General features: G+C 47.1%; 20 protein-coding genes. 3 read left to right on the top strand and 17 right to left on the bottom strand.

From position 1 onward, the window contains the following. Positions 1–79: 79 nt before the first annotated feature. The 14 genes from lpxB to rpsB all read right to left on the bottom strand — a co-directional run bounded on the left by lpxB (position 80) and on the right by rpsB (position 14,089). On the bottom strand, positions 80–1,246 hold the full coding sequence (gene lpxB / locus ACO0LE_RS09165; RefSeq protein WP_422960198.1) for a lipid-A-disaccharide synthase: 1,167 nt from the start codon (positions 1,244–1,246) through the stop codon (positions 80–82). Beyond that, positions 1,247–2,035: an acyl-ACP--UDP-N-acetylglucosamine O-acyltransferase gene (gene lpxA / locus ACO0LE_RS09170; RefSeq protein ID WP_422960091.1), complete on the bottom strand. Its 789-nt coding sequence runs from the start codon at positions 2,033–2,035 to the stop codon at positions 1,247–1,249. It lies immediately after the preceding gene. A 1-nt stretch (position 2,036) separates the two neighbouring features. Continuing rightward, positions 2,037–2,501: a 3-hydroxyacyl-ACP dehydratase FabZ gene (gene fabZ, locus ACO0LE_RS09175; RefSeq protein ID WP_422956718.1), complete on the bottom strand. Its 465-nt coding sequence runs from the start codon at positions 2,499–2,501 to the stop codon at positions 2,037–2,039. Next, complete coding sequence (gene lpxD / locus ACO0LE_RS09180; protein ID WP_422960199.1) at positions 2,498–3,550, bottom strand: UDP-3-O-(3-hydroxymyristoyl)glucosamine N-acyltransferase; 1,053 nt, start codon at positions 3,548–3,550, stop codon at positions 2,498–2,500. Before lpxD ends, fabZ begins: the two co-directional genes overlap by 4 nt. Before the next feature lie 12 nt (positions 3,551–3,562). Continuing rightward, positions 3,563–4,039: an OmpH family outer membrane protein gene (locus ACO0LE_RS09185; RefSeq protein WP_422956952.1), complete on the bottom strand. Its 477-nt coding sequence runs from the start codon at positions 4,037–4,039 to the stop codon at positions 3,563–3,565. A gap of 104 nt (positions 4,040–4,143) precedes the next feature. Beyond that, the gene (gene bamA / locus ACO0LE_RS09190) at positions 4,144–6,504 is read right to left on the bottom strand and encodes an outer membrane protein assembly factor BamA (protein WP_422960092.1); all 2,361 of its coding nucleotides are present in this window, start codon (positions 6,502–6,504) and stop codon (positions 4,144–4,146) included. A 72-nt stretch (positions 6,505–6,576) separates the two neighbouring features. Further along, on the bottom strand, positions 6,577–7,956 hold the full coding sequence (gene rseP, locus ACO0LE_RS09195; protein ID WP_422960093.1) for an RIP metalloprotease RseP: 1,380 nt from the start codon (positions 7,954–7,956) through the stop codon (positions 6,577–6,579). Continuing rightward, the gene (ispC, locus tag ACO0LE_RS09200; protein WP_422960200.1) at positions 7,953–9,125 is read right to left on the bottom strand and encodes a 1-deoxy-D-xylulose-5-phosphate reductoisomerase; all 1,173 of its coding nucleotides are present in this window, start codon (positions 9,123–9,125) and stop codon (positions 7,953–7,955) included. The genes rseP and ispC overlap by 4 nt, the downstream gene beginning before the upstream one ends. A gap of 8 nt (positions 9,126–9,133) precedes the next feature. Further along, complete coding sequence (locus ACO0LE_RS09205) at positions 9,134–9,958, bottom strand: phosphatidate cytidylyltransferase (protein ID WP_422960094.1); 825 nt, start codon at positions 9,956–9,958, stop codon at positions 9,134–9,136. Between the two features lie 15 nt (positions 9,959–9,973). Beyond that, positions 9,974–10,729 (bottom strand): isoprenyl transferase, encoded by a 756-nt coding sequence (locus ACO0LE_RS09210; protein ID WP_422960095.1) that lies wholly within the window; start codon positions 10,727–10,729, stop codon positions 9,974–9,976. 86 nt (positions 10,730–10,815) lie between these two features. Then, positions 10,816–11,376: a ribosome recycling factor gene (frr, locus tag ACO0LE_RS09215; protein WP_422956712.1), complete on the bottom strand. Its 561-nt coding sequence runs from the start codon at positions 11,374–11,376 to the stop codon at positions 10,816–10,818. Positions 11,377–11,439: 63 nt separating this feature from the next. Then, the gene (gene pyrH, locus ACO0LE_RS09220; protein ID WP_422956711.1) at positions 11,440–12,156 is read right to left on the bottom strand and encodes a UMP kinase; all 717 of its coding nucleotides are present in this window, start codon (positions 12,154–12,156) and stop codon (positions 11,440–11,442) included. Positions 12,157–12,331: 175 nt separating this feature from the next. Then, on the bottom strand, positions 12,332–13,213 hold the full coding sequence (gene tsf / locus ACO0LE_RS09225) for a translation elongation factor Ts (protein WP_422960096.1): 882 nt from the start codon (positions 13,211–13,213) through the stop codon (positions 12,332–12,334). Between the two features lie 126 nt (positions 13,214–13,339). After that, positions 13,340–14,089, bottom strand: coding sequence for a 30S ribosomal protein S2 (rpsB, locus tag ACO0LE_RS09230; protein WP_422956709.1), 750 nt, complete (start codon positions 14,087–14,089; stop codon positions 13,340–13,342). Positions 14,090–14,341: 252 nt separating this feature from the next. Here rpsB and map point away from each other — a divergent pair, with 252 nt between their 5' ends. The 3 genes from map (at position 14,342) to ACO0LE_RS09245 (ending at position 18,566) form a co-directional block, all read left to right on the top strand. Continuing rightward, the gene (map, locus tag ACO0LE_RS09235; protein WP_422960097.1) at positions 14,342–15,172 is read left to right on the top strand and encodes a type I methionyl aminopeptidase; all 831 of its coding nucleotides are present in this window, start codon (positions 14,342–14,344) and stop codon (positions 15,170–15,172) included. Next, the gene (locus ACO0LE_RS09240) at positions 15,172–17,745 is read left to right on the top strand and encodes a [protein-PII] uridylyltransferase (RefSeq protein WP_422960098.1); all 2,574 of its coding nucleotides are present in this window, start codon (positions 15,172–15,174) and stop codon (positions 17,743–17,745) included. Before map ends, ACO0LE_RS09240 begins: the two co-directional genes overlap by 1 nt. Positions 17,746–17,819: 74 nt before the next feature. Then, positions 17,820–18,566, top strand: a complete 747-nt coding sequence (locus ACO0LE_RS09245) for a pseudouridine synthase (protein WP_422956706.1) — start codon at positions 17,820–17,822, stop codon at positions 18,564–18,566. Between the two features lie 182 nt (positions 18,567–18,748). On the opposite strand, the gene def is transcribed toward ACO0LE_RS09245, so the two are convergent. The 3 genes from def to ligA all read right to left on the bottom strand — a co-directional run bounded on the left by def (position 18,749) and on the right by ligA (position 22,384). Further along, positions 18,749–19,282 carry a peptide deformylase gene (def, locus tag ACO0LE_RS09250; protein ID WP_422960099.1) on the bottom strand — a complete coding sequence of 178 codons (534 nt, stop codon included), beginning with the start codon at positions 19,280–19,282 and terminating at the stop codon, positions 18,749–18,751. A gap of 163 nt (positions 19,283–19,445) precedes the next feature. After that, positions 19,446–20,327, bottom strand: coding sequence for a UTP--glucose-1-phosphate uridylyltransferase GalU (gene galU / locus ACO0LE_RS09255; protein WP_422960100.1), 882 nt, complete (start codon positions 20,325–20,327; stop codon positions 19,446–19,448). Between the two features lie 2 nt (positions 20,328–20,329). Beyond that, complete coding sequence (gene ligA, locus ACO0LE_RS09260) at positions 20,330–22,384, bottom strand: NAD-dependent DNA ligase LigA (protein ID WP_422960201.1); 2,055 nt, start codon at positions 22,382–22,384, stop codon at positions 20,330–20,332. Positions 22,385–22,386 lie beyond the last annotated feature (2 nt).

A 22,386-nucleotide genomic window follows, 5' to 3' on the forward strand; every position in this document is an offset into this window, starting at 1 on the left:
AAGATCTAGCATAGTCGAATCTCTTGCTCAATGCAGCGCACCCAAAAATGAGCAAATCAACAAATGAACAGAGAGAGAATTATTTTTTGCTTTGCGCAATCAGATCGAGCACTGCGTTGGAAGAGAGTTCCGCCGTATCGCGCAAGAGCGTCTGATGCATGTCCGTGAAGCGTTGCTTGAGGCGATCACACAAGCTGGCGTCGTTCAATTGCTTCCACAGCGCATCAGCCAAGGCTTCGGGAGTCGCCGCACTTTGCAAAAATTCCGGTACGACAAAGTCACGCTCAAGAATATTTGGCAACCCTATCCAGGGCTGGTAACCCATGTGGCGCAATATCTGCCATGAAGCCTCCATCATTTTGTAGGCGATGACCATGGGCTTTTTAAATAATGCAACTTCCAGTGAGGCTGTGCCAGAGGCCACCAGGACAGCATCAGCAGCAGCAATCGCCACATGCGATTTACCATCAATCAGCAAAACCGGCACGCCCTCAAGTTTGGCCTGCACAACTAATTTAATGTAATAACTGCGCTGTTTCGAGCCTGCCATTGGCACGACAATCTGCAATTGCGGATCACGTTCACAAAGAATTTTTGCAGCCGAAATGAACGCGGCAGTGTTGTATTTGATCTCCGAAATACGACTGCCCGGCAAGATCGTGACTATCCTTGCGTCATGAGGGAAGCCAAGCTCGTCACGCGCCGCAGCAACATTGATGTCCAAAGGAATTACTTGCGCAAGCGGATGGCCGACATAGGTTGCAGGAATCCCGGCATCGCGGTAAATCTGCTCCTCGAAGGGGAATACGACCAGCATGTGGGAAACCGCCTCAGCAATTTTTTTAATCCTCGCACCACGCCATGCCCAGATTGACGGACTGATGTAGTGCATGGTCGGAATACCCGCCTGCTTTAACTGGATCTCCAAGTCGAGATTGAAATCTGGAACATCTACACCAATAAAAATATCCGGCTTTTCAATCAGTAGCTGCTCACGCAATTGCTTGCGTATGCCACTGATTTCGCGGTAATGCGCCAAGACCTCAAACAAACCTCGTACGGATAGTTTATCCATGGGCCAGTCGTTCACAAAGCCAAATTCTGCCATCCGCGGGCCACCAATCCCATGCATCAAAGCATCAGGTATTTTTGGTCGTAAGCCAGATAGCATGCGGTTAGCCAGCATATCGCCGGAAGTTTCTCCGGCAACCATCGCGATAATAGGGTGAGTCGACACGTGCTGGATTTAGCGGACAATACCGCGCGTAGACGCATCAAGAAAGTCGCGCATCGATTTGACCTGCGCGGCAACCTCATCGGCCATGCCCACTTGTTGCTGTTCAAGAGCGGATTTTGCTTCTTCAAGTGTCAAACCTGACTTATAAATCAGTTTGTAGGACTGACGAATCGCATTGAGCTGCTCACGGTTAAAACCTCGACGTTTCAAGCCTTCCAGATTAACGCCATGCGCTTGTGCAGGATTACCGGACAGCAGTACGAACGGTGGCACATCCTGGGTCAGGCTGGTATTCATACCAACGAAAGCATGAGCACCAATTTTACAAAATTGATGCACGGCAGAAAAGCCGCTCATGATGACCCAGTCGCCGACCTCGACATGACCTGCTAAAGCGGCATTATTTGAAAAAATCGTATGGTTACCAACAGTGCAATCATGTGCGATGTGGACATAGGCGAGAAACCAGTTATCACTGCCAACCCGCGTAACAGCCTTGTCCTGCACCGTACCGCAATTAAAAGTACAAAACTCACGGATCAGGTTTCTGTCGCCAATTTCAAGGTAAGTGACCTCACCCGCATATTTCTTATCCTGAGGCGGTCCGCCGATCGAAGAATACGCATGAAAATGATTATCTTTGCCAATCGTCGTATGACCATCAATGACGACATGTGGCCCGATCCTGGTACCGGAGTCAATGCGGACATGCGGCCCGATAATGGAATAGGCACCAACCTCAACTGTACTGTCGAGTTGAGCCTTAGGATCAATCAGTGCGGTTGAATGGATAGACATTTTATGCCGCCGTTGTTGCGTCGGTTGCGGAACGCATCGTGCACATCAATTCGCCCTCTACGGCCAATTGACCATCGACTGTCGCTTTCGCCTGGTACTTCCAGATGCCACGTGCAATACGCAGAATTTCCACTTCAATTTTCAACTGGTCACCCGGCTCGACCGGACGCTTGAAGCGTGCGCCGTCAATACCCAGAAAATACACAATCGTGTTTTCATCCGGCTTTTGATCCATCGTCAGGAAAGAAAGAATCGCCGCAGTCTGCGCCATGGCTTCTATCATCAATACGCCCGGCATGACCGGTTTATTAGGAAAATGCCCGTTGAAGAACTCTTCATTCGCAGTTACGTTCTTGATTGCTGTAATGCGTTTACCGCTTTCCCAATCCAAAACGCGATCAACTAACAACATAGGATAACGATGCGGGAGGTACTGTTTAATCTGATTAATATCAAGGGTATTCATGATGACTTCTCTGTAAACGTTTTAATTATTTTTTCTAATTGTCGAATTTTTTCGCGCATGCTGCTTAAATTACGCACGATGGATGCTGTTTTTTCCCAATCCGCGTTTTTTGCCAACGGATAAAAACCGGTGTACTGACCAGGCTCTAAAATGGACCGGGTGACCAGGCTGCCGGAAGAGATATGGACATTATCAACAATATTCAAATGCCCCAATACCATCGCCGCGCCACCAAATGTGCAATGTTTGCCTATCCTGGCACTCCCTGCAACGCCGACGCAGCCAGCCATGGCTGTATGTGCACCGATATGGCAATTGTGACCGATCTGAATCTGATTATCGAGCTTTACACCTTCTTCGATAACCGTATCTGCCAGGGCACCGCGATCAATACTTGTATTGGCACCGATTTCGACATCATTGCCAATCAGAACCCGCCCCGTCTGCGGAATTTTGATCCAGTTACCACGTTCATTCGCAAAACCAAACCCATCCGCGCCGATCACTGCGCCTGAATGCACGATGGCGCGCAACCCGATACTACAATAATCGTAAATAGTGACATTAGGATGAATCAGGCTATGCGCATCAACACTGGCACCCCGACCGATAAAGCAACCGGCACCGATCACGGCATGTGCTCCGATTACTGCCTCTGCCTCAATAGTCGCATGAGAACCAATCGAGGCTGTCGGATCAACATGAGAATGCGGACTGACTGACGCACTAGGATGAATGCCGGTCTCAGGAGGAATCGCATGCAAACCGGCGAAATATTGCGCTACGCGGGCGAATTGGACATAGGGATTATCTACGATGACGAATGCGCCAGAATACGAGTCTGTCAGACCAGTATGATCTTGAGCAGACACAATCAGTGCGGCAGCCTTAGATAAAGCAACCTGTCCACGTAATTTTGAATTGGAAAGAAAACTGAGCTGATCTGAGCCAGCATCGCTAAGAGGGGCAATGCCTGTGACACAAAGATCGGGGGAACCAATTAATTGACCACCGAAGCGATCGACCAATTCCCCCAGCCGAATGCTAATGGTGGTCATTATTTATTTGGATAAGGCTTTGAGTACCTTGTCTGTGATGTCAACGCGTGGATTGAAGTAAACGGCATCTTGTAAAACGATATCGTATTTTTCCGCTTCAGCGATTTGCTTGACCGCTTTCACGGCACGATCAACCAGAGCAGCAATTTCTTCATTTTTACGCTGATTCAAGTCTTCGTTGAAGATACGCTGTTTACGCTTGAAATCCTGGTCCAGATCAGCTAGTTCACGCTGACGTTTGATACGATCAGCTTCAGAAATCACTGGCGCATCTTTTTCTAATTTTTCGGCTAAAGTTTTGATTTTATTGCCAAAATCATCCAGCTCCTTGCCGCGCTTGGAGAATTCCAGTTTGATTTTCTCTTCTGCTGCTTTAGCAGGACCCGATTCGCGCATGACCCGTTGCGAATCAAAAATTGCGACCTTTGAGTCCTGTGCATGAACTTGAGCAACGCTGACAAAACAAGCCGCACAAACCATCAGGCGTTGCAACAATTTGGACGGGGTAGTAAGTTGACTCAAAATATTCTCCGAAAAACAAACTAAAACAATTTAGAACAGATACAGAAAAGCAAGCATTACAATTAGAATCCAGTACCTAGCTGGAATTGGAAGCCCTGTTTTTTATCATCAGGTTTCGCATTCAAAGCACGGCCAATACTCAATTTTAACGGACCTACCGGAGAAATCCAGCTAATTCCCATACCTGCAGAGAATCTCAGATCACTGACACGTATTTTTTGACCTTCATCAAAGACATTGCCGCCATCAATAAAAGTAAACCATCTCAGAGACTTATCTGCTCCCGGAAATGGCAATTGTAATTCGATATTACCGATTAACCTAGTTGATCCACCTAAAGCATCATTGTTTGCATCTCTTGAGCCCAAAGATGAAGGCTCAAATCCACGTACCGAACCTATACCACCGGCATAGAAGTTTTTAAACAAAGGGTAAGGTTTGCCGCCAAGTCCGTGACCATAATCAAACTCACCATTCATCGCCAAAACGATAGAGCGGTAGACGGGTTTAAAGTATTGCTGATTATAAATTGCGCGGTAGTATTTAAAGTTACCAACTGCAGCCAACTCAATATTTGCTCGTTTGTATTCGCCAATTGAGGGGGTAATTGCACTATCGCGACTATCTCTTTGCCAAGCAGCCGTCAAAGGAAACGAGTTAGTGACCGCGTTACCTATACCATACAAAGCAGAATTTGCATCCTTAACACCATCACCATAATCTGCAACATATTTCAAGTAACGTGGAGGACTACCTATGTAGGTCTGAACATTTGTACGCTCAAATCCTAAGCCGAAGAATACTGTATCAATTTCCGAGAAAGGGACACCAAAACGAAGGTTACCGCCTGTGGTCTGGATCTTATAGTCACCATAGCTACCAATAATCGGACGTGTTGTACGCAAGTACAAGTCAAAACTACGACTCACGCCATCATCGGTAAAGTAAGGATCTGTATGCGACACCGCGATCGTACGATTTTGTCGGCTAGTATTGATATCTAAGCCTATCGTATCACCACTACCAAACGCATTTGCCTGCTGAATAGAACCAGTTAAGGTCAATTTTTCAGCATTGGAATAGCCCGCGCCCAACAAAATATTTCCGGTAGGTTTTTCAGTGATCGTCAGATTCACATCGACCTGATCAACACTGGTTGGCACTTCCGGCGTCTCGAGATTGACATCCTTAAAATAACCCAGATGATCTACGCGATCACGGGAAATTTTAATTTTTTCACCGTCATACCAGGAACCTTCAAATTGACGGAATTCACGACGAATCACCTCATCTCTCGTCCGGGTATTACCGGCCAGATTGATGCGGCGAACATAGACGCGCTTACCAGGATCAACAAAGATAGTGAAGGCAACTTCCTTCTTTTCTTTGTCCAGCAAAGGATTAGCGTTAACGTTCGCAAATGCGTAACCGAAATTACCCATACGCTCAGAAATACGCTTGGTGCTTTCCGTAAGGCGTGCCGCATTGTAAATATCGTTTTTCTTTAGCAGCAACAAGGACTTCAGCTCTTCTTCACGACCTAAGGTTTCACCTTCGAGTTTGATATCCGATACTGTGTATTTATCACCTTCGATAATATTGATGGTGATGTAAATGTCTTTTTTATCCGGAGTAATGGAAATTTGCGTCGATTCAATTTGCATTTCCAGATAACCACGATTTTGATAAAAAGACCGTAAGGTCTCAATATCACCGGATAATTTTTGCTTTGAATACTGATCAGCTTTGGTGTACCAGCTAAACCAGCCAGGTGTGGTTAAAGCAAGCAACTCGCGTAATTCGCTGTCCGAAAACGCCTTATTGCCGACCAGGTTGATCTGAGCAATGCGGGCAATATCGCCTTCTTCTACTGCAAATGTCACATTGACGCGATTACGCTCAATCGGCGTGATCGTGGTCGTTATTTTGACGCCGTATAAGCCTTTTGACAGATATTGACGTTTAAGCTCTTGCTCCGCGCGGTCAACCGTCGCTTTATCAAAGATCTTTGCTTCGCCAACGCCGATATCTTTCAACGCCTTGATCAGAGCATCTTTTTCAAATTCTTTGGTGCCGGTGAAATCAACACTAGCGATAGATGGCCGCTCCTCGAGCAAAACGACCAACACACCGTTTTGCACTTCAATTTGTACATCTTTGAAAAAACCAGTTGCATACAGGGATTTGATTGCGGTCACACTTTTGGCATCATCAAATACTTCACCCACGCGAACTGGCAAATAGGTAAAAACGGTTCCGGCTTCCGTTCTTTGTATCCCCTCGACACGGATGTCTTTCACTGTAAATGGCTCAATTGCCATCGCACTTCCTGAACACAGGGCCAAAGCAGCTAATGCCAATACATGGCGTCGTAAAGTAGGCAAAGAATTTGACAAAGTAAGGTGCTCGATATGTAATTTCATTGGGTGTTATTTAATCTTAAATTTCTACCGGAAAGATCGGCAACCAGCAGCATAGTTTGCTTTAACTGCGCATTATGACATTAGTCTTGTAATGTCATTAAAAAAAGCCACCGCCATCAAGGCCATCAACAAGGCCACGCCTGCACGCTGTGCTATCTCACCGAAGCGCTCTGATACAGGTTTCCCTGTCAAAACTTCCAGCGAATAATACAACAAATGCCCCCCATCCAACACAGGTATAGGGAGCAAATTCATGACGCCAAGACTGATACTAATTAATGCAATAAAACTTAAGTAGCTGACCACACCGGTGCGAGAGGTCTGCCCTGCGTAATCCGCGATGGTGATTGGTCCTGTAATATTCTTTAAAGAAACATCCCCAGTCAACATTTTACCCAGCATTTTAAAAGTCAGCATGCTGGTATCCCAGGTTTTTTTACTCCCTTTTACAATCGCCTCGGAAATACTGCTATCCACCTGCACGATTTCTGGCGACAGCATCATCTGAACTTTGATACGCCCTATCAGCATGCCGTTCAGTGTTTCTGCCTCTGGTGTGACACCGAGTTCAAAAATTCGTTCACCACGCTTCACCAGAAGCTGAAGACGCTTATTCGCAGAAGCATTCACTATCTCAGTAAATTCAAGTCCATCCAATAAGGGTTTACCGTCGATCTCCAGAATCTGGTCCTGCTCCTGCAATCCAGCGTGCATGGCCGGACCATCAGCGACGACCACATTTAAAATAGCAGGAGGCCGTGCGACTGAAAATCCCAGTTTGCCTAAAAAATCCCCTTCGAGATCCTTATTACTTAGTTGCGACAGCGGCAGCTCAAATACTCGTTTGTCTACCAGCGCACCTTTATCAGCACTCTCCCTGTTAATACCAATTTGGGCATTCTTTTTTTCTAAACCTAATTGCAATAACTTCCAGCGTAACTCCGAGTACGTCTGTATTGCATCACCATTCACACTAACGATAATATCGCCATGACGCAGGCCCGCCATATATGCTTGAGACTGAACTGACGGAACCCGGATTTTACTGACAGGCTCAGATACGCCGTGAATATAAAGTCCGGAAAAAAGTAATACCGCCAACAAGAAATTGGCGACCGGACCCGCAGCAACAATGGCAATCCGCTTCCAGACTGATTGACGACAAAATTCCCGCTTCAATTCCTGCTCAGATAAGGAACTAATATCCTGATCTCTGGCATCCAGCATTTTGACGTAACCGCCCAGAGGCAAAATAGAGATTGCCCATTCCGTTTGATCAGCTCCGAGCCGTCTGGAGTAAATCACCTTGCCCATACCGACAGAAAATCGCAGCACTTTCACTCCGCACAAACGGGCGACTGCATAGTGGCCAAACTCGTGAATGATGACCAGCAGGCCCAAAGCGAAACCAAACGCCAGCAAAGTTTGCAAGAAGCTAGGTAACTGGATCATGATGCGATCAGGGAGGAAGTCACTCTGCGCGTCACCCTATCGCACTCAAGGATGCTATCAATATCGTCTGCGACAGATAGCGCAATCTTATCCATAACACGAGCAATAATCTGATCAATCATTCTGAAGCCGATTTTGCTATCTAAAAATGCCTGCACAGCAATCTCATTACTCGCATTCAGAATAATCGAGGCGGTCTGCCCTGCCCTCAAGGCTGCATAGGCCAGGGAAAGACAAGGGAAGCGAGAAAAATCCGGCGCTTCAAAATTCAATTTCGCGATTTTGACCAGATCCAATGGTGCTACGCCTGAATTAATCCGCTCAGGATACGCCAGTCCATAGGCAATTGGCGTGCGCATATCAGGATTGCCAAGCTGCGCAATTACCGAACCATCTTCATATGACACCATGGAGTGAATCACACTTTGCGGATGTATCAGAACATCAATCTGGTCGGCTGGCGTTGCGAATAACCAATGAGCTTCGATGACTTCCAAGCCTTTGTTCATCATCGTTGCTGAATCGATAGAAATTTTTCTACCCATGACCCAGTTTGGATGAGCAACGGCCTCATCCGGCGTCACATCCGACAATGATTCAAGACTACGGTTCAAAAACGGCCCACCGGATGCGGTGAGTATCACTTTACTGATGCCATGAGCCTGTGCTTGCCGGCCATAATTAAACGGCAAACATTGAAAAATCGCATTGTGCTCGCTATCAATCGGCAACAATACGGCACCACTGTTCGTGACCGCGTTAATAAAGAGTTGACCAGACATGACCAGCGCCTCTTTATTGGCAAGTAAGACCTTTTTACCCGCCTTTGCCGCTGCCAGTGACGCTGGCAAACCTGCTGCGCCGACAATGGCCGCCATTACCGTATCGCACTCGCTGGCAGACGCAACATCACATAAGGCTTGCGGGCCATACAAGACCTGGGTCGTCAATTTTTTTTCTTTGAGCAGAACCTGTAATTCTGTTGCTGCCGCTGCAGAACCCACCACTACCACTTGGGGGCTGAATTGCTCACACTGCTGTGCGAGTTTCACTACCTGGCTATGCGCAGTCAGTGCAAAAACCTGATAGCGATCCGGGTGCCGCGCAATGACGTCTAACGTAGAAACCCCGATCGAGCCGGTAGAGCCAAGAACACAAATAGTCTGCAGGGATAACATTATCTGAACCAAATATTGAACAAGGCAGCGAGTGGCAGCACGGGGATAAGCGCATCAATACGATCTAGCACACCGCCATGCCCCGGCAATAAAGCGCTGCTATCCTTCATACCGGCACGGCGCTTTAATGAAGACTCAAATAAATCCCCGACCACACTACCCGCTGTCAATACCGTCATGATTCCGGCGAAACCAATCCAGCCGAAAGCTGCAAAAATCTTTACTGGCAAGGTGTCGTTCAGCAATGGTATCTGGGTTGCCGCAAATCCTGTCAAGAGTACTGCAATCCAGCCGCCGATTGCGCCCTCCCAGGATTTGCCTGGCGAAATGCTTGGTGCCAACTTATGCTTACCAAATGCCTTGCCAGAAAAATAGGCGCCGATATCTGCCACCCAGACGATCGCCATAGCAGACAGTAAAAAAAGAGGTGAGTGATTAAATAAACTGATAATCGCAATAAAACAGGCAAAAATAGAGGCGCTGTACATACCACTAATCAGAGCATTACCAAGCTTGTGATCGGGAACAGGAAGACCTAAAGCCAGCGACGGTACTAATTTCGCTATCCAGAATGCCGTGCACAAGGCGAACAGCATGAGCTCTGAGAATGCAACGCGGGAGATCAGTATGCCCGCGAATAAAGTGGTCCAGATTCCCGCCAGTACGATAGGAGCAGGCTTGCCAAACAAGCGGTGGTTTTCCCACATCGCTGCTGCAAAAAACAGTGTCACCACAATCGCAAATGCGACAAAATTTCCTAAGTACAGGATGGGCAACAATACTGCCAAGAGTAAAAGAGCCGTGATGACACGAGTTTTAAGCATGCATTTGCCTAGGAGTTATGACGATGTTTGTCCAGCCAATTGCGCACTGGTTCGGCCAAATCTACGTTCTCTTGTTTGATAGGAGGTAATCGCCGTATCCAGCGCTGAAGCATCAAAATCAGGCCAGTAGGTATCCGTGAAATACAGTTCGCTATATGCCAACTGCCAGAGTAAAAAATTCGATATTCTGGTTTCGCCTCCAGTGCGGATAAATAAATCCGGCTCTGGTGCATAAGCCATTGATAAATATGGCGCCAGTTGATCTTCGTCAATGGGACCGGCAACCGAGGTCTCTGCCGTCATGCGATTAAACGCCTGCACTACATCCCAGCGACCGCCATAATTTGCGCAGATTGTCACAGTCAATCCCGAATTGCCTGCTGTTTTGGTTTCGGCGACTTGTATCATTTTTTGCAACTGCGCATCAAAACGATTCAGGTCACCGACAACCTTCAGGCGAATATTATTCGCATGCATTTTTGCGACTTCTTTTTCCAATGCCGTGACAAACAAGCGCATCAGCAAAGAAACCTCATCGGCAGGGCGACGCCAATTTTCAGAGCTGAAAGCAAATAACGTCAAATAATCAACCCCACGATTAATACATGCTTCAACAATACCTCTGACGGCTTCTACGCCCTTCACATGACCTGCCACACGCGGCAAAAAGCGCTTAGTTGCCCAGCGACCATTACCATCCATAATGATGGCGATGTGCTTGGGAACATTACTGATCGCTGGAATTTCTTTTGTAGAACTGTGATGAGCCATGTATATCCAGAATGAAATAATTCTTATCCACATTACACCAAGATCATCAGTCTAATGTGGATCAGAGCAAGAAACTGCGAACCGATCTATACGGTCAACACTTCTTTTTCTTTTTCAGCAAGTAGTTTATCTACTTCACTGACGAATTTATCAGTCAATTTCTGTACATCATCTTGTGCACGACGCTCATCATCTTCAGAGCAAGCCTTATCTTTCAAGAGCTTTTTCAGAGACTCATTAGCGTCGCGGCGAATGTTACGGACAGCAATTTTCGCGTCCTCACCCTCTGTCTTGACCAGCTTCACCATCTCTTTACGACGCTCTTCCGTCAAAGGTGGTGTTGGTACACGAATCATGTCGCCCTGAGTCGATGGATTCAGGCCCAGATCTGCATCACGAATAGCCTTTTCGACTGCCGAGATCATTTTCTTTTCCCAAGGCTGGACACCAATCGTACGTGCATCGATTAAGGTGACATTTGCAACTTGGGTAATATGTGTTGCCGTACCATAGTAATCGACCTGAACATGATCAAGAATGCCCGTATGAGCACGGCCGGTACGAACTTTGGACAAATCAGATTTCAGTGTCTCGATCGACTTCTGCATTCTCTGCTCAGTATTTTTCTTTACATCTGCAACGGTCATGCCGTCCTCCTCAACATCAAGCTATCAACTTAGCACCGCCAATGCGTCATGCTAAACTAGAAATTATACGTGTACCAAGGTACCTTCGTCTGCACCCAGAATAACGTTTTTCAACGCACCTGGCTTAACGATAGAAAATACTTTAATCGGTAATTTTTGATCGCGGCACAAAGCGAAGGCGGTCGCATCCATCACCTGCAAATGACGAGAAATTGCTTCATCAAAAGAAATCGTTGAATAACGCGTTGCCAAAGGATCTTTCTTTGGATCTGCCGTGTATACGCCATCAACCTTAGTGGCCTTCAGGACGATTTCCGCGCCGATTTCTGACCCACGCAAAGCAGCAGCCGTGTCTGTCGTAAAGAAAGGATTGCCTGTACCGGCAGCAAACACGATTACCTTACCCTCTTCCAGATACTGCAAGGCTTTCGGGCGGACATAAGGTTCAACGACCTGATCAATTGCGATCGCGGACATGACGCGGGAAGTCAGTCCGACCTGACGCATTGCATCAGACAATGCCAGCGCATTCATGACGGTTGCCAGCATCCCCATATAGTCAGCAGTCGCTCTGTCCATGCCCTGCGCACCTGGCGCTACACCACGGAAAATATTACCGCCACCAATCACAATGGCCAGCTCGACACCCATGCGCGAAACTTCAGCGACGTCAGCAACCATGCGCTCTATTGTTGCGCGATTAATGCCGAAGGGATCATCTCCCATCAAGGCCTCACCAGAGAGTTTTAACAGGACACGTTTGTATGCTGGTTTAGTCACGTTCTGGACTCCTTCGGATGTGAGATCAATTAATAAAACTACTTACAAAAAATTTTGCTAACGGTTAGCGCTAAACAATATTTTCTATTATTGGCGCATACATAATGCCATTCCAATAATGCAATTCCTACAAGCCAAGACTTAAAAAAACGGGCCTTTCGGCCCGCTTTTTTGCTTACGCCTGTTTTGCTGCTGCGACCTGAGCGGCCACCTCTGCGGCAAAATCGTCCTGCTTCTTCTCGATACCCTCACCGACAACATACATCGTGAAAGATTTGACAGAAGCATTTGCTGCTTTCAACATTTGCTCGACAGTTTGCTTGTCGTTTTTAACGAATGTCTGATTCAACAAGGACACTTCTTTCAGGAATTTCTGTACAGAACCGTCGACCATTTTAGCAACGATATCTGCTGGCTTGCCAGATTCTGCCGCTTTTTGTGACGCTACAGAACGTTCTTTTTCGATCAGATCTGCTGGAACTTGTTCTGCGGACAAAGATACTGGCTTCATTGCAGCGATATGCATCGCTACATCTTTACCAACCTGGTCATCGGCAGCATTGAAATCAACGACAACACCGATACGGGTGCCGTGCAAATAGGCAGCCAGTTTTGATTCTGTATTGAAACGAACGAAACGGCGGATAGACATGTTTTCGCCGATTTTACCGATCAACGCAGCACGTACGGATTCAACTGTACCGCCTTCGAGTGGCAATGCTGACAATGCAGCAACGTCTGCCGGCTTATGTTCAGCAATCAATCTTGCGCATGTATTGACCAAAGCGATGAAGTCATCATTTTTTGTCACGAAATCTGTTTCGCAGTTAACTTCAACCATTGCACCAACGTTACCGATGATGTGTGTTGCTACTACGCCTTCTGCAGTAATACGTGATGCTGCTTTAGATGCTTTGCTGCCCAATTTAACGCGCAGCAACTCTTCCGCACGATCCATATCACCTTCAGCTTCTGTCAGTGCTTTTTTGCATTCCATCATTGGTGCATCTGTCTTCGCACGCAATTCGCCTACCATCGCTGCTGTAATCGCCGCCATGTTTTTCTCCTAATTCAGTAGCACCAAATGGGCGCTGTCATCAAAATTTATTTAAAAAAAGGGGCGAACGACTGTTGCCCCCTTTTACTTGCTTTACGCTTGTGAACTTAGCGAAGTATCCTGCAATTACGCCTGATCTTCTACTTCAACGAACTCATCAGAACTTGGCTTTACCGCTTCTAAGACTTCATTCACTGCATTCGCACGACCTTCCAAAATTGCATCAGCAACGCCACGGGCGTACAGAGCGATCGCTTTGGAGGAGTCATCATTACCAGGAATGACGTAAGTAACGCCTTCTGGGGAGTGGTTAGTATCAACCACGCCGATAACCGGGATACCCAATTTCGCAGCTTCAGTGATCGCACCTTTGTGGTAGCCAACGTCAACCACGAAAATTGCGTCAGGGATGCCGCCCATATCCTTGATACCGCCGATTGCTTTTTGCAATTTAACGATTTCACGCTGAAACATCAGCGCTTCTTTTTTGCTCAACTTTTCTACAGAACCATCTTCAACAGAAGCTTCCATGTCTTTCAGACGCTTGATCGAAGTTTTAACAGTTTTAAAGTTAGTCAGCATACCGCCCAACCAACGCTGATCAACATAAGGCATACCAGCGCGTTGCGCCTCAGCAGCCATGATATCGCGAGCCTGACGCTTAGTACCAACCAGCAGAATAGTGCCGCGATTAGCGGACAATTGACGGATGTACTTCATCGCCTCTTGGTACATACCCAGAGTTTTTTCTAGGTTGACGATATGAATCTTGTTGCGGTGACCGAAGATGAACGGTGCCATTTTTGGATTCCAAAAACGGGTTTGGTGACCAAAATGGACGCCAGCTTCCAGCATTTCACGCATTGTTACAGACATAATAACTCCAGGGTTAGGTCTTGAATCCAGCCAGTGATCCGAAAAATTTCAGACACCCTTGTCGGACAGATTCGTGCATTAATCAATATAAATTTAATAATTCTACTACCATCAACTTAGAACTCATCCAAGCTAACCATCTATTCTACTACGAAAATGCGACTTGATTCAAGGGTCAAATGAACTCCCAGCAAGCAAGACTTGCCTCGTCTATAATTGAGCTCTATCAGAAATCACCTTATTTGGCTCAGCATGACATCTATTTCTATCAAAACCCCTGAAGACATCGCCGGAATGCGCGTTGCAGGCCGCCTCGGCTCTGAGGTGCTCGACTACATCACACCTTTCGTGAAAGTCGGCGTCACTACGGGCGAACTCGACAGATTGTGTCATGAATACATGCTGAACGTACAAGGCTCCATTCCTGCGCCGCTGAATTACTGCCCTCCAGGCTATACCCCTTACCCTAAAGCCATCTGCACTTCAGTTAATGATGTCATTTGTCACGGCATTCCGGGCGACAAGGTATTGAAAAGCGGCGATGTGGTCAATCTTGATATTACCGTCATTAAAGATGGCTACCACGGTGACAATAGCCGTATGTTCTTGGTAGGAGAACCGTCAATTCTGGCAAAACGCCTCAACGAGATTACCTATGAATGTATGTGGCTTGGCATTTCAAAAGTCAAGCCAGGCAATCATCTTGGCGACATCGGCTTCATCATTCAGCAGCATGCTGAGAAAGCTGGCTACAGCGTGGTGCGCGAATTCTGTGGTCACGGCATCGGCAAGGTCTTTCATGAAGAGCCACAGGTATTGCACTATGGCCGCCCGGGCACATTAGAAGAACTAGTTCCAGGCATGATCTTCACGATTGAACCGATGATCAATGCCGGTCGTCGCGATATTCGTGAAATGGGTGACGGCTGGACAATTAAAACCAAAGACCGTAGCTTGTCAGCACAATGGGAACATACCGTTCTCGTTACTGAAACTGGTTATGAAGTTCTGACTTTATCCGCAGGCTCTCCTCCACCGCCAGATTTTATCCTGGCAGCTCAGGCTCAAGCCACACCTGCATGATGACAAGCGCAACAGCAGTTGCCAGCATCTCCGCTCTTGAGTTCAAAGAAGAGCTCAAAGCGGCTCAACAGGCAGTCATTGCCACTTTCAAAGAAAATCATAAAACCGAGGTCCTGTTGCGCGACTTGTGTCGCAACGTGGATCAGGTTTTAAGTAATATCTGGAAAAAATTCGCCTTCCCGGCCACCACCTCATTGGTTGCGGTTGGTGGTTATGGTCGCGGCGAGTTATTCCCCTACTCCGATGTCGATGTATTAATTCTGCTATCGGAACATCCAGACAAGCCTATGCGTGAGAAACTGGAGCATCTGGTGCAAATCTTCTGGGATATCGGACTCGATATCGGCCACAGCATACGTACTGTCGATGAGTGCATGGAGGAAGCCAGGGCTGATGTCACGGTAAAAACCAGTTTATTAGAAGCACGTCTCATCACAGGTAGCCGGAAACTGTTCCGAGAGATGCAGACCAATTACGCTGCGAATATGAATCCTCAGCATTTTTTTCAGGAAAAAATGCTGGAATTGCAGCAGCGCCATGCCAAATATGAGGACACCGCTTATAGCCTCGAACCCAATTGCAAAGAAAGTCCCGGCGGATTACGTGATCTGCAAGTGATTTTATGGGTGGCAAAAGCGGCCAATCTCGGCAACTCATGGCGAGAACTCGCCGAACGCGGCTTGCTGACTGCGACTGAAGCCCACCAATTAAAGCGCAATGAGCGCGCCTTCAAAGACATCCGCATCCGTCTGCACATCCACGCAGGTCGCCGCGAAGACCGCTTAATTTTTGACGTTCAGACAGCGATTGCTGAGACCTTCGGATTCAAGACAACAGAATCACGTCGTGCAAGTGAACATCTGATGCAGCGCTATTACTGGGCTGCCAAAACGGTCACACAGTTAAATACGATTCTGCTGCAAAATATTGAAGCAAACCTCTTTCCGCAGCCCTCCGTTCCACGACCAATCAATGAGCGCTTCAGCGAAGTCAACGGCCTGATCGATATCGCCAAAGACGACACCTTCCAGACCTCGCCCTCGGCGATTATGGAAATCTTTTTATTGATGGCGCAGCATCCCGAGCTAAAAGGCATGACAGCACGCACCACGCGAGCGTTGTGGCATGCACGTTTCGCGATTGATGCAGGGTTTCGACACGATATTTTTAATCGTGCAATGTTTTTGCAGATTCTGCAATCGCCGCAAGGCATTACTCACGCACTGCGTCGGATGAATCAGATGAGTGTATTGGGTCGCTATTTACCCAACTTCCGCCGCATCATCGGGCAGATGCAACATGATCTGTTTCACGCTTATACAGTCGACCAGCACATACTGATGGTCGTCCGCAATCTGCGTCGCTTTACGATGACGGAACATGCGCACGAATATCCGTTTTGCAGTCAGTTGATGGCAAATTTCAATCAGCACTGGATCCTGTATATCGCCGCCTTGTTTCATGATATTGCCAAGGGACGCGGTGGTGACCACTCCGTTTTAGGGATGAGCGATGCCAAGAAATTTTGCTTCGATCACGGCATTTCCAAAGCCAATTCCGAACTGATTATTTTCCTTGTTCAGCATCACTTAACGATGTCGCAAGTCGCACAAAAACAAGATTTGTCCGACCCGGATGTAGTACAGGCATTCGCTAAACTGGTCAAAGATGAACGCCATCTCACTGCGCTGTATTTGCTGACCGTATCCGATATCCGCGGCACCAGTCCGAAAGTCTGGAATGCGTGGAAAGGTAAGTTACTTGAGGACTTGTATCGCATCACTTTGCGCGTGCTAGGCGGCGAAGCGCCGTCCAAAGACCGGGAACTAAAAAATCGCCAGGAAGATGCGCTAAAAGCCTTGCGTCTGTATGGCTTACCGTCCGATGCGCACGAAGCCCTTTGGCAGCAGCTCGATATGGCCTATTTTTTACGGCATGATGCCTCAGATATTGCATGGCAAACCAGATCGCTGCATGACAAGATTCAAAGCCCCACGCCAGTGGTGAAATGCAGGCTTTCGCCAATCGGCGAAGGCTTGCAAGTCACGGTATACGTTCCTGATCAGGCTGATTTGTTTGCACGGATTTGCAATTACTTCGACAGCAAGAATTTTGGCATTCTTGATGCAAAAATTCACACGACAAAAGGTGGATATGCACTCGATACTTTCCTCGTGATTGAGCCCGCTTTTGCGAATAACTATCGCGATATCATCACGCTGATTGAGCATGAACTTGCCGCGGTATTGACGCAACAGACGCCGCTCTCACCGCCGAATCGCGGACGCGTATCGCGCATGTCACGCACCTTCCCTATTGTGCCTAGTGTCGATTTGCGTCCAGATGAAAAAGGCCGCTACTTTTTGCTCTCGATTTCCGCCAATGACCGCAACGGCCTGCTTTACACAATCGCCACGGTTCTGACCAAATATAAAATCAATTTATATACGGCTAAAATCATGACGTTGGGCGAAAGGGTTGAAGACGTTTTTCTGGTTGACGGTGCGGTGCTACAAAGCGCGAAAAATCAGTTGCAATTTGAGGCTGAGCTATTGGATGCGTTGCGAATTTAAGTGCGATTTTTAAGCGCCACTTATTTCTTGACATGAATTATTGTTTTTTTTATTTGATTTGATTGATTGTTTTTATGACTGAACTGGTACGACTCTCGAAACGCATGTCAGAACTGGGCATCTGCTCCCGCCGCGAAGCTGATGAATGGATTGCCCGTGGCTGGGTCAGGGTCGATGGCAAGGTTGTATCCGAACTCGGCAGCAAAGTTTTTCCTGAGCAGAAAGTATCGGTAGAACGTCAGGCGGCGGCAGAACAATCGAAGCGCGTGACGATTCTGATCAACAAGCCGGTCGGCTATGTCAGTGGTCAGGCCGAAGACGGCTACACACCGGCAGTCGCATTGATCAAAGCAGAAAACCGCTGGAGTGAATGCGCAGTAGATACGCAGTTTCACCCGACGCAACTACGTAGCCTCGTGCCCGCAGGTCGCCTCGATATTGATTCTGTTGGCCTGCTGATCCTGACGCAGGACGGTCGAGTCGCCAAGCACCTGATTGGTCAGGATACCGTCGTCGAAAAAGAATATCTGGTACGGGTTGAGTACACCAAACCAGGCGTCTTACCGGATGCTGAGTTAAGGCGGCTCAATTTTGGATTAACCCTCGATGGCAAAAAACTACTTCCTGCCAAAGTCACCTGGCAAAATGAAGATCAGCTCAAATTCATTTTACGCGAAGGGAAGAAGCGCCAGATTCGCCGCATGTGCGAGATGGTGGGATTAAAAGTGATTGGCTTAAAACGAGTGCGCATCGGTAAAGTCAGGTTAGGCAATTTACCGGAAGGACAATGGCGCTATCTACGGGATGACGAGCAGTTCTGATAAACTTCCTCGAATTGATTGCCTATACTCCCCCGTTATTTTTAAAAAATCACCTTAACCCGCACTGTTTTAAAGTGCGCTTTAAAAATACACCGTGGGAGTATGTTAATTCGTCAGAGTATAGCGATAGACAAACTTGTTTGCGTAACATTTGTGTATTATGTAAAAAAACTGCCACCCAGTCAGTCATCGTCATCGGGATCCAATTCAGGGAACAAGACTTCCGTAAAACCGAATTGACTCAGATCCTTGATACGCATCGGGTACAGAATGCCATTCAGATGATCACATTCATGCTGCACCACTCGCGCATGAAACCCATCGACGTCACGACTAATACGATTGCCAAACTGATCATAACCCTCATAGCGCAATTGACTCCAGCGCGGTACAAGGCCACGCATGCCAGGCACAGACAAGCAGCCTTCCCACGCATCATCCGTATCAACCGACAGTGGCGTCAAGATGGGATTCAGCAGCACCGTCTCCGGCACTTTAGGCGCATCTGGATAACGCGGATTATCTTTAAAACCGAAGATCACCAGCTGCAAGTTAATCCCTATCTGCGGCGCGGCCAGACCAGCACCGTTTGCGGCGATCATCGTTTCAAACATATCCTTGATCAAAGCATCCAGCTCTGGCGTATTGAATTGCTTTACCTGCTCGGCAACTCGCAGCAATCGCGGGTCACACATTTTTAAAATTGGATGAATCATTTTCCTTACTCCTGTATGGCAATTTAGCCAGCACTCATCTTATGTCACCATTATCTGGCAATAATATAGTACGTCGCCACCATCTTACTGCAATCAAATAAAAAGCCAAACGTCATCACAACGTTTGGCTTTATCTTCTAGTTTCCGGCGATGCCTGATTTCGTTATACGTTTTTCAGCGAACGTAGATACTCGAGGAATTCATCACGAGTTTCTGGGTGCTTCATACCCAAGGCAACGCTGGCTTTAAGGTAACCGAGTTTAGAACCACAGTCGTAGCGCGTTGCCGCAGCACGGTAGGCATAGACCGGATAATCCTTCAACATTGCGGCGATACCATCAGTCAATTGAATCTCACCACCCGAGCCTTTGCCCAGTTTTTCTAGGTAACTAAAAATACGTCCCGACAATACATATCGACCTACAACAGCCAGGTTTGACGGTGCGACATCTGGCATTGGTTTTTCTACTATGCCATGCATTTTCTCTACGCGATCCTTGTACGGGGTACCACTCACAATACCGTATTGACGGGTAAATTCGCGTGGCACGTCCTGGACTGCAATCACGCTACCGCCCTCTTCTTCGAACAGGTCCGTCATTTGCTTCATAACGGACGGATAACCCTCATCAGCATCCATCAAATCGTCCGCCAGCAACACGGCGAAAGGATCATCGCCAATCACCGGACGGGCGCATAACACGGCATGCCCAAGCCCCAGAGCGGCCTGCTGACGAATATAAATACAGTTAATATTTTTCGGGATCACATTGCGCACCAGATCGAGCAAAGCTTGTTTGCCTGCCGCTTCCAGTTCGCTTTCAAGTTCATAGGCTTTGTCAAAGTGATCTTCAATCGCACGTTTCGCACGTCCGGTAATGAATACCATCTCGGTGATACCAGCCTCGACGGCTTCTTCTACCGCGTACTGGATCAATGGCTTATCTACGATAGGCAACATCTCTTTTGGTTGCGCTTTGGTAGCAGGTAAAAACCGGCTACCTAGGCCAGCAACAGGGAATACCGCTTTTCTAATTTTTCTCATTTTTAGTTCCTGGAACAAAGTTGAAGCAATTCTGCTTCGGTCAGTAAAGGGATACCCAATTCCTGCGCTTTCACTAATTTACTACCTGCGTCATCACCGGCTACGACATAACTGGTTTTTTTCGATACAGAGCCAGCTACTTTACCGCCTGCACTTTCTATCATCGCACTCGCCTGATCGCGACTTAAACTTGGCAGAGTTCCCGTCAACACAAAAGTCGATCCCAACAAATGTTGCGACCCGCCCCCTTTCTGCTCAACGACTGGCCAATGTATGCCGGATGCCAGTAATTGCTGAACCAGCTCAACATTTAGCGAATCAGCGAAAAAAGCCAGTATCGACTTTGCCACCACTGGTCCCACATCGGATACTGCCAGCAACTGCTCTTCTGTCGCCGCAATCAGCGCATCGGCGTTTGCAAAAGTCGTTGCCAGATCTTTCGCCGTTGACTCACCGACATGGCGAATCCCCAGTGCATAAATAAAACGGGCAAAGCTCGTCTCTTTGGACACTTCCAGCGCAGCCAGAATATTTTGCGCCGACTTATCCGCCATCCTGTCCAGCGCAACCAAGGAAGTCAGTCCCAGTTTATATAAGTCCGCCGCCGTCGTCACAACCTGTTTATCAACCAACTGATCAATCAACTGCTCACCGACACCATCAATATTCATCGCCTTGCGGGAGGCAAAATGGAACAAACCACCTTTTCTTTGGGCAACACATTTTATCCAGCCACCAGAGCATCTGGCAATGGCTTCACCCTCGGGTTTAACAATTGTTGACCCGCAGACGGGGCATTGTAAGGGCATGACAAACGGTCGTGAGTCTGCCGAGCGTTTTTCCAATATGCTGGCGACGACTTCAGGTATAACATCGCCTGCGCGACGGACAAATACGGCGTCACCTAAGCGTATATCCTTGCGCTGAATTTCTTCTTCATTGTGCAACGTGGCGTTAGTTAATGTAACTCCTCCAACGAAGACTGGCACCAACCTTGCCACAGGTGTAATCGCACCAGTTCTACCCACCTGAACTTCTATATCCAGTAAAACTGTCTCTATTATTTCAGCAGGAAATTTATGCGCAATAGCGAATCTTGGTTCACGATCTCTATAACCGAGTTGGCGCTGCAAGGAAAAATCATTTAATTTATAAACTAATCCATCAATCTCGAAGTCCAAGTCATCTCTTACCGACTCGATTTCTTTATAGTAATTCAGTAATGCCAAAACGCCATTCACAACTTTTCTTTTGTCGCATACAGGTATGCGCATTTCTTTATACCACCTCAATAACTCATCATGTGTTTTTGGTACGTATTCATCCTCGATTGATCCTACGCCATACGCAAAAAATTTTAGATTTCGTTGAGCAGTAATTTTTGAGTCTAGTAGTCGCAAACTTCCTGCAGCCGCATTGCGTGGATTTACAAATTCTTTCGATTTAGATTTACGTTGTTTTTGGTTTAGTCTCTCAAAATCTTCCTTAAACATCACTACCTCCCCCCTAACTTCTAATATTTTAGGAGGAAAAAGAAGCCCTAATTGAAGTGGGATAGTTCTGATCGTTCTAATGTTCTCGGTAACATCCTCTCCGGTCTCCCCGTCTCCTCTAGTCGATGCTTGTACGAGTATCCCATCCTCATAACGTAAATTAACTGCCAATCCATCAAACTTCAAATCCGCCGCAATTTGGAATGATTCTGTATCTCCCAACTCCTTTTGTATACCTTTCACCCAATTTTTAAGCTGATCATTAGTTTGGGCTTTCCCCAGTGAAAGCATTGGAATTTTATGTTTTACTTGGGAAAATTCGGCTAAAGGTGCTCCGCCAACTCTTCGAGTAGGTGAGTCAAGAGTTCGTAAATCAGGGTGCTCAATTTCAAGTTTTTTTAATTCGTAGAAGAGTTTGTCATACTCAAAATCTGAGATGGTAGGGTTGTCCAATACATGATATGAATAATCATGGCGATTTACTTCCGTTCTCAAGTACTTTGCGCGAGAACTTGGATCATCCTCAACCGAGTTCATCGCGTTGCCAAGCAAGGGATTCAACATAT

The organism is Undibacterium sp. Xuan67W, assembly GCF_049340165.1.
GTDB lineage: Bacteria > Pseudomonadota > Gammaproteobacteria > Burkholderiales > Burkholderiaceae_D > Undibacterium.

Coding starts and splice junctions, on each gene's coding strand:
- def (WP_422960099.1), bottom strand. CDS start 19,282: ATGATTCATCCAATTTTAAAAATGTGTGACCCGCGATTGCTGCGAGTT.
- galU (WP_422960100.1), bottom strand. CDS start 20,327: ATGAGAAAAATTAGAAAAGCGGTATTCCCTGTTGCTGGCCTAGGTAGC.
- frr (WP_422956712.1), bottom strand. CDS start 11,376: ATGACCGTTGCAGATGTAAAGAAAAATACTGAGCAGAGAATGCAGAAG.
- ligA (WP_422960201.1), bottom strand. CDS start 22,384: ATGTTGAATCCCTTGCTTGGCAACGCGATGAACTCGGTTGAGGATGAT.
- ACO0LE_RS09185 (WP_422956952.1), bottom strand. CDS start 4,039: ATGGTTTGTGCGGCTTGTTTTGTCAGCGTTGCTCAAGTTCATGCACAG.
- ACO0LE_RS09245 (WP_422956706.1), top strand. CDS start 17,820: ATGACTGAACTGGTACGACTCTCGAAACGCATGTCAGAACTGGGCATC.
- ACO0LE_RS09210 (WP_422960095.1), bottom strand. CDS start 10,729: ATGGCTCATCACAGTTCTACAAAAGAAATTCCAGCGATCAGTAATGTT.
- ACO0LE_RS09240 (WP_422960098.1), top strand. CDS start 15,172: ATGACAAGCGCAACAGCAGTTGCCAGCATCTCCGCTCTTGAGTTCAAA.
- fabZ (WP_422956718.1), bottom strand. CDS start 2,501: ATGAATACCCTTGATATTAATCAGATTAAACAGTACCTCCCGCATCGT.
- rseP (WP_422960093.1), bottom strand. CDS start 7,956: ATGATCCAGTTACCTAGCTTCTTGCAAACTTTGCTGGCGTTTGGTTTC.
- rpsB (WP_422956709.1), bottom strand. CDS start 14,089: ATGTCTGTAACAATGCGTGAAATGCTGGAAGCTGGCGTCCATTTTGGT.
- ACO0LE_RS09205 (WP_422960094.1), bottom strand. CDS start 9,958: ATGCTTAAAACTCGTGTCATCACGGCTCTTTTACTCTTGGCAGTATTG.
- lpxA (WP_422960091.1), bottom strand. CDS start 2,035: ATGTCTATCCATTCAACCGCACTGATTGATCCTAAGGCTCAACTCGAC.
- bamA (WP_422960092.1), bottom strand. CDS start 6,504: ATGAAATTACATATCGAGCACCTTACTTTGTCAAATTCTTTGCCTACT.
- map (WP_422960097.1), top strand. CDS start 14,342: ATGACATCTATTTCTATCAAAACCCCTGAAGACATCGCCGGAATGCGC.
- tsf (WP_422960096.1), bottom strand. CDS start 13,213: ATGGCGGCGATTACAGCAGCGATGGTAGGCGAATTGCGTGCGAAGACA.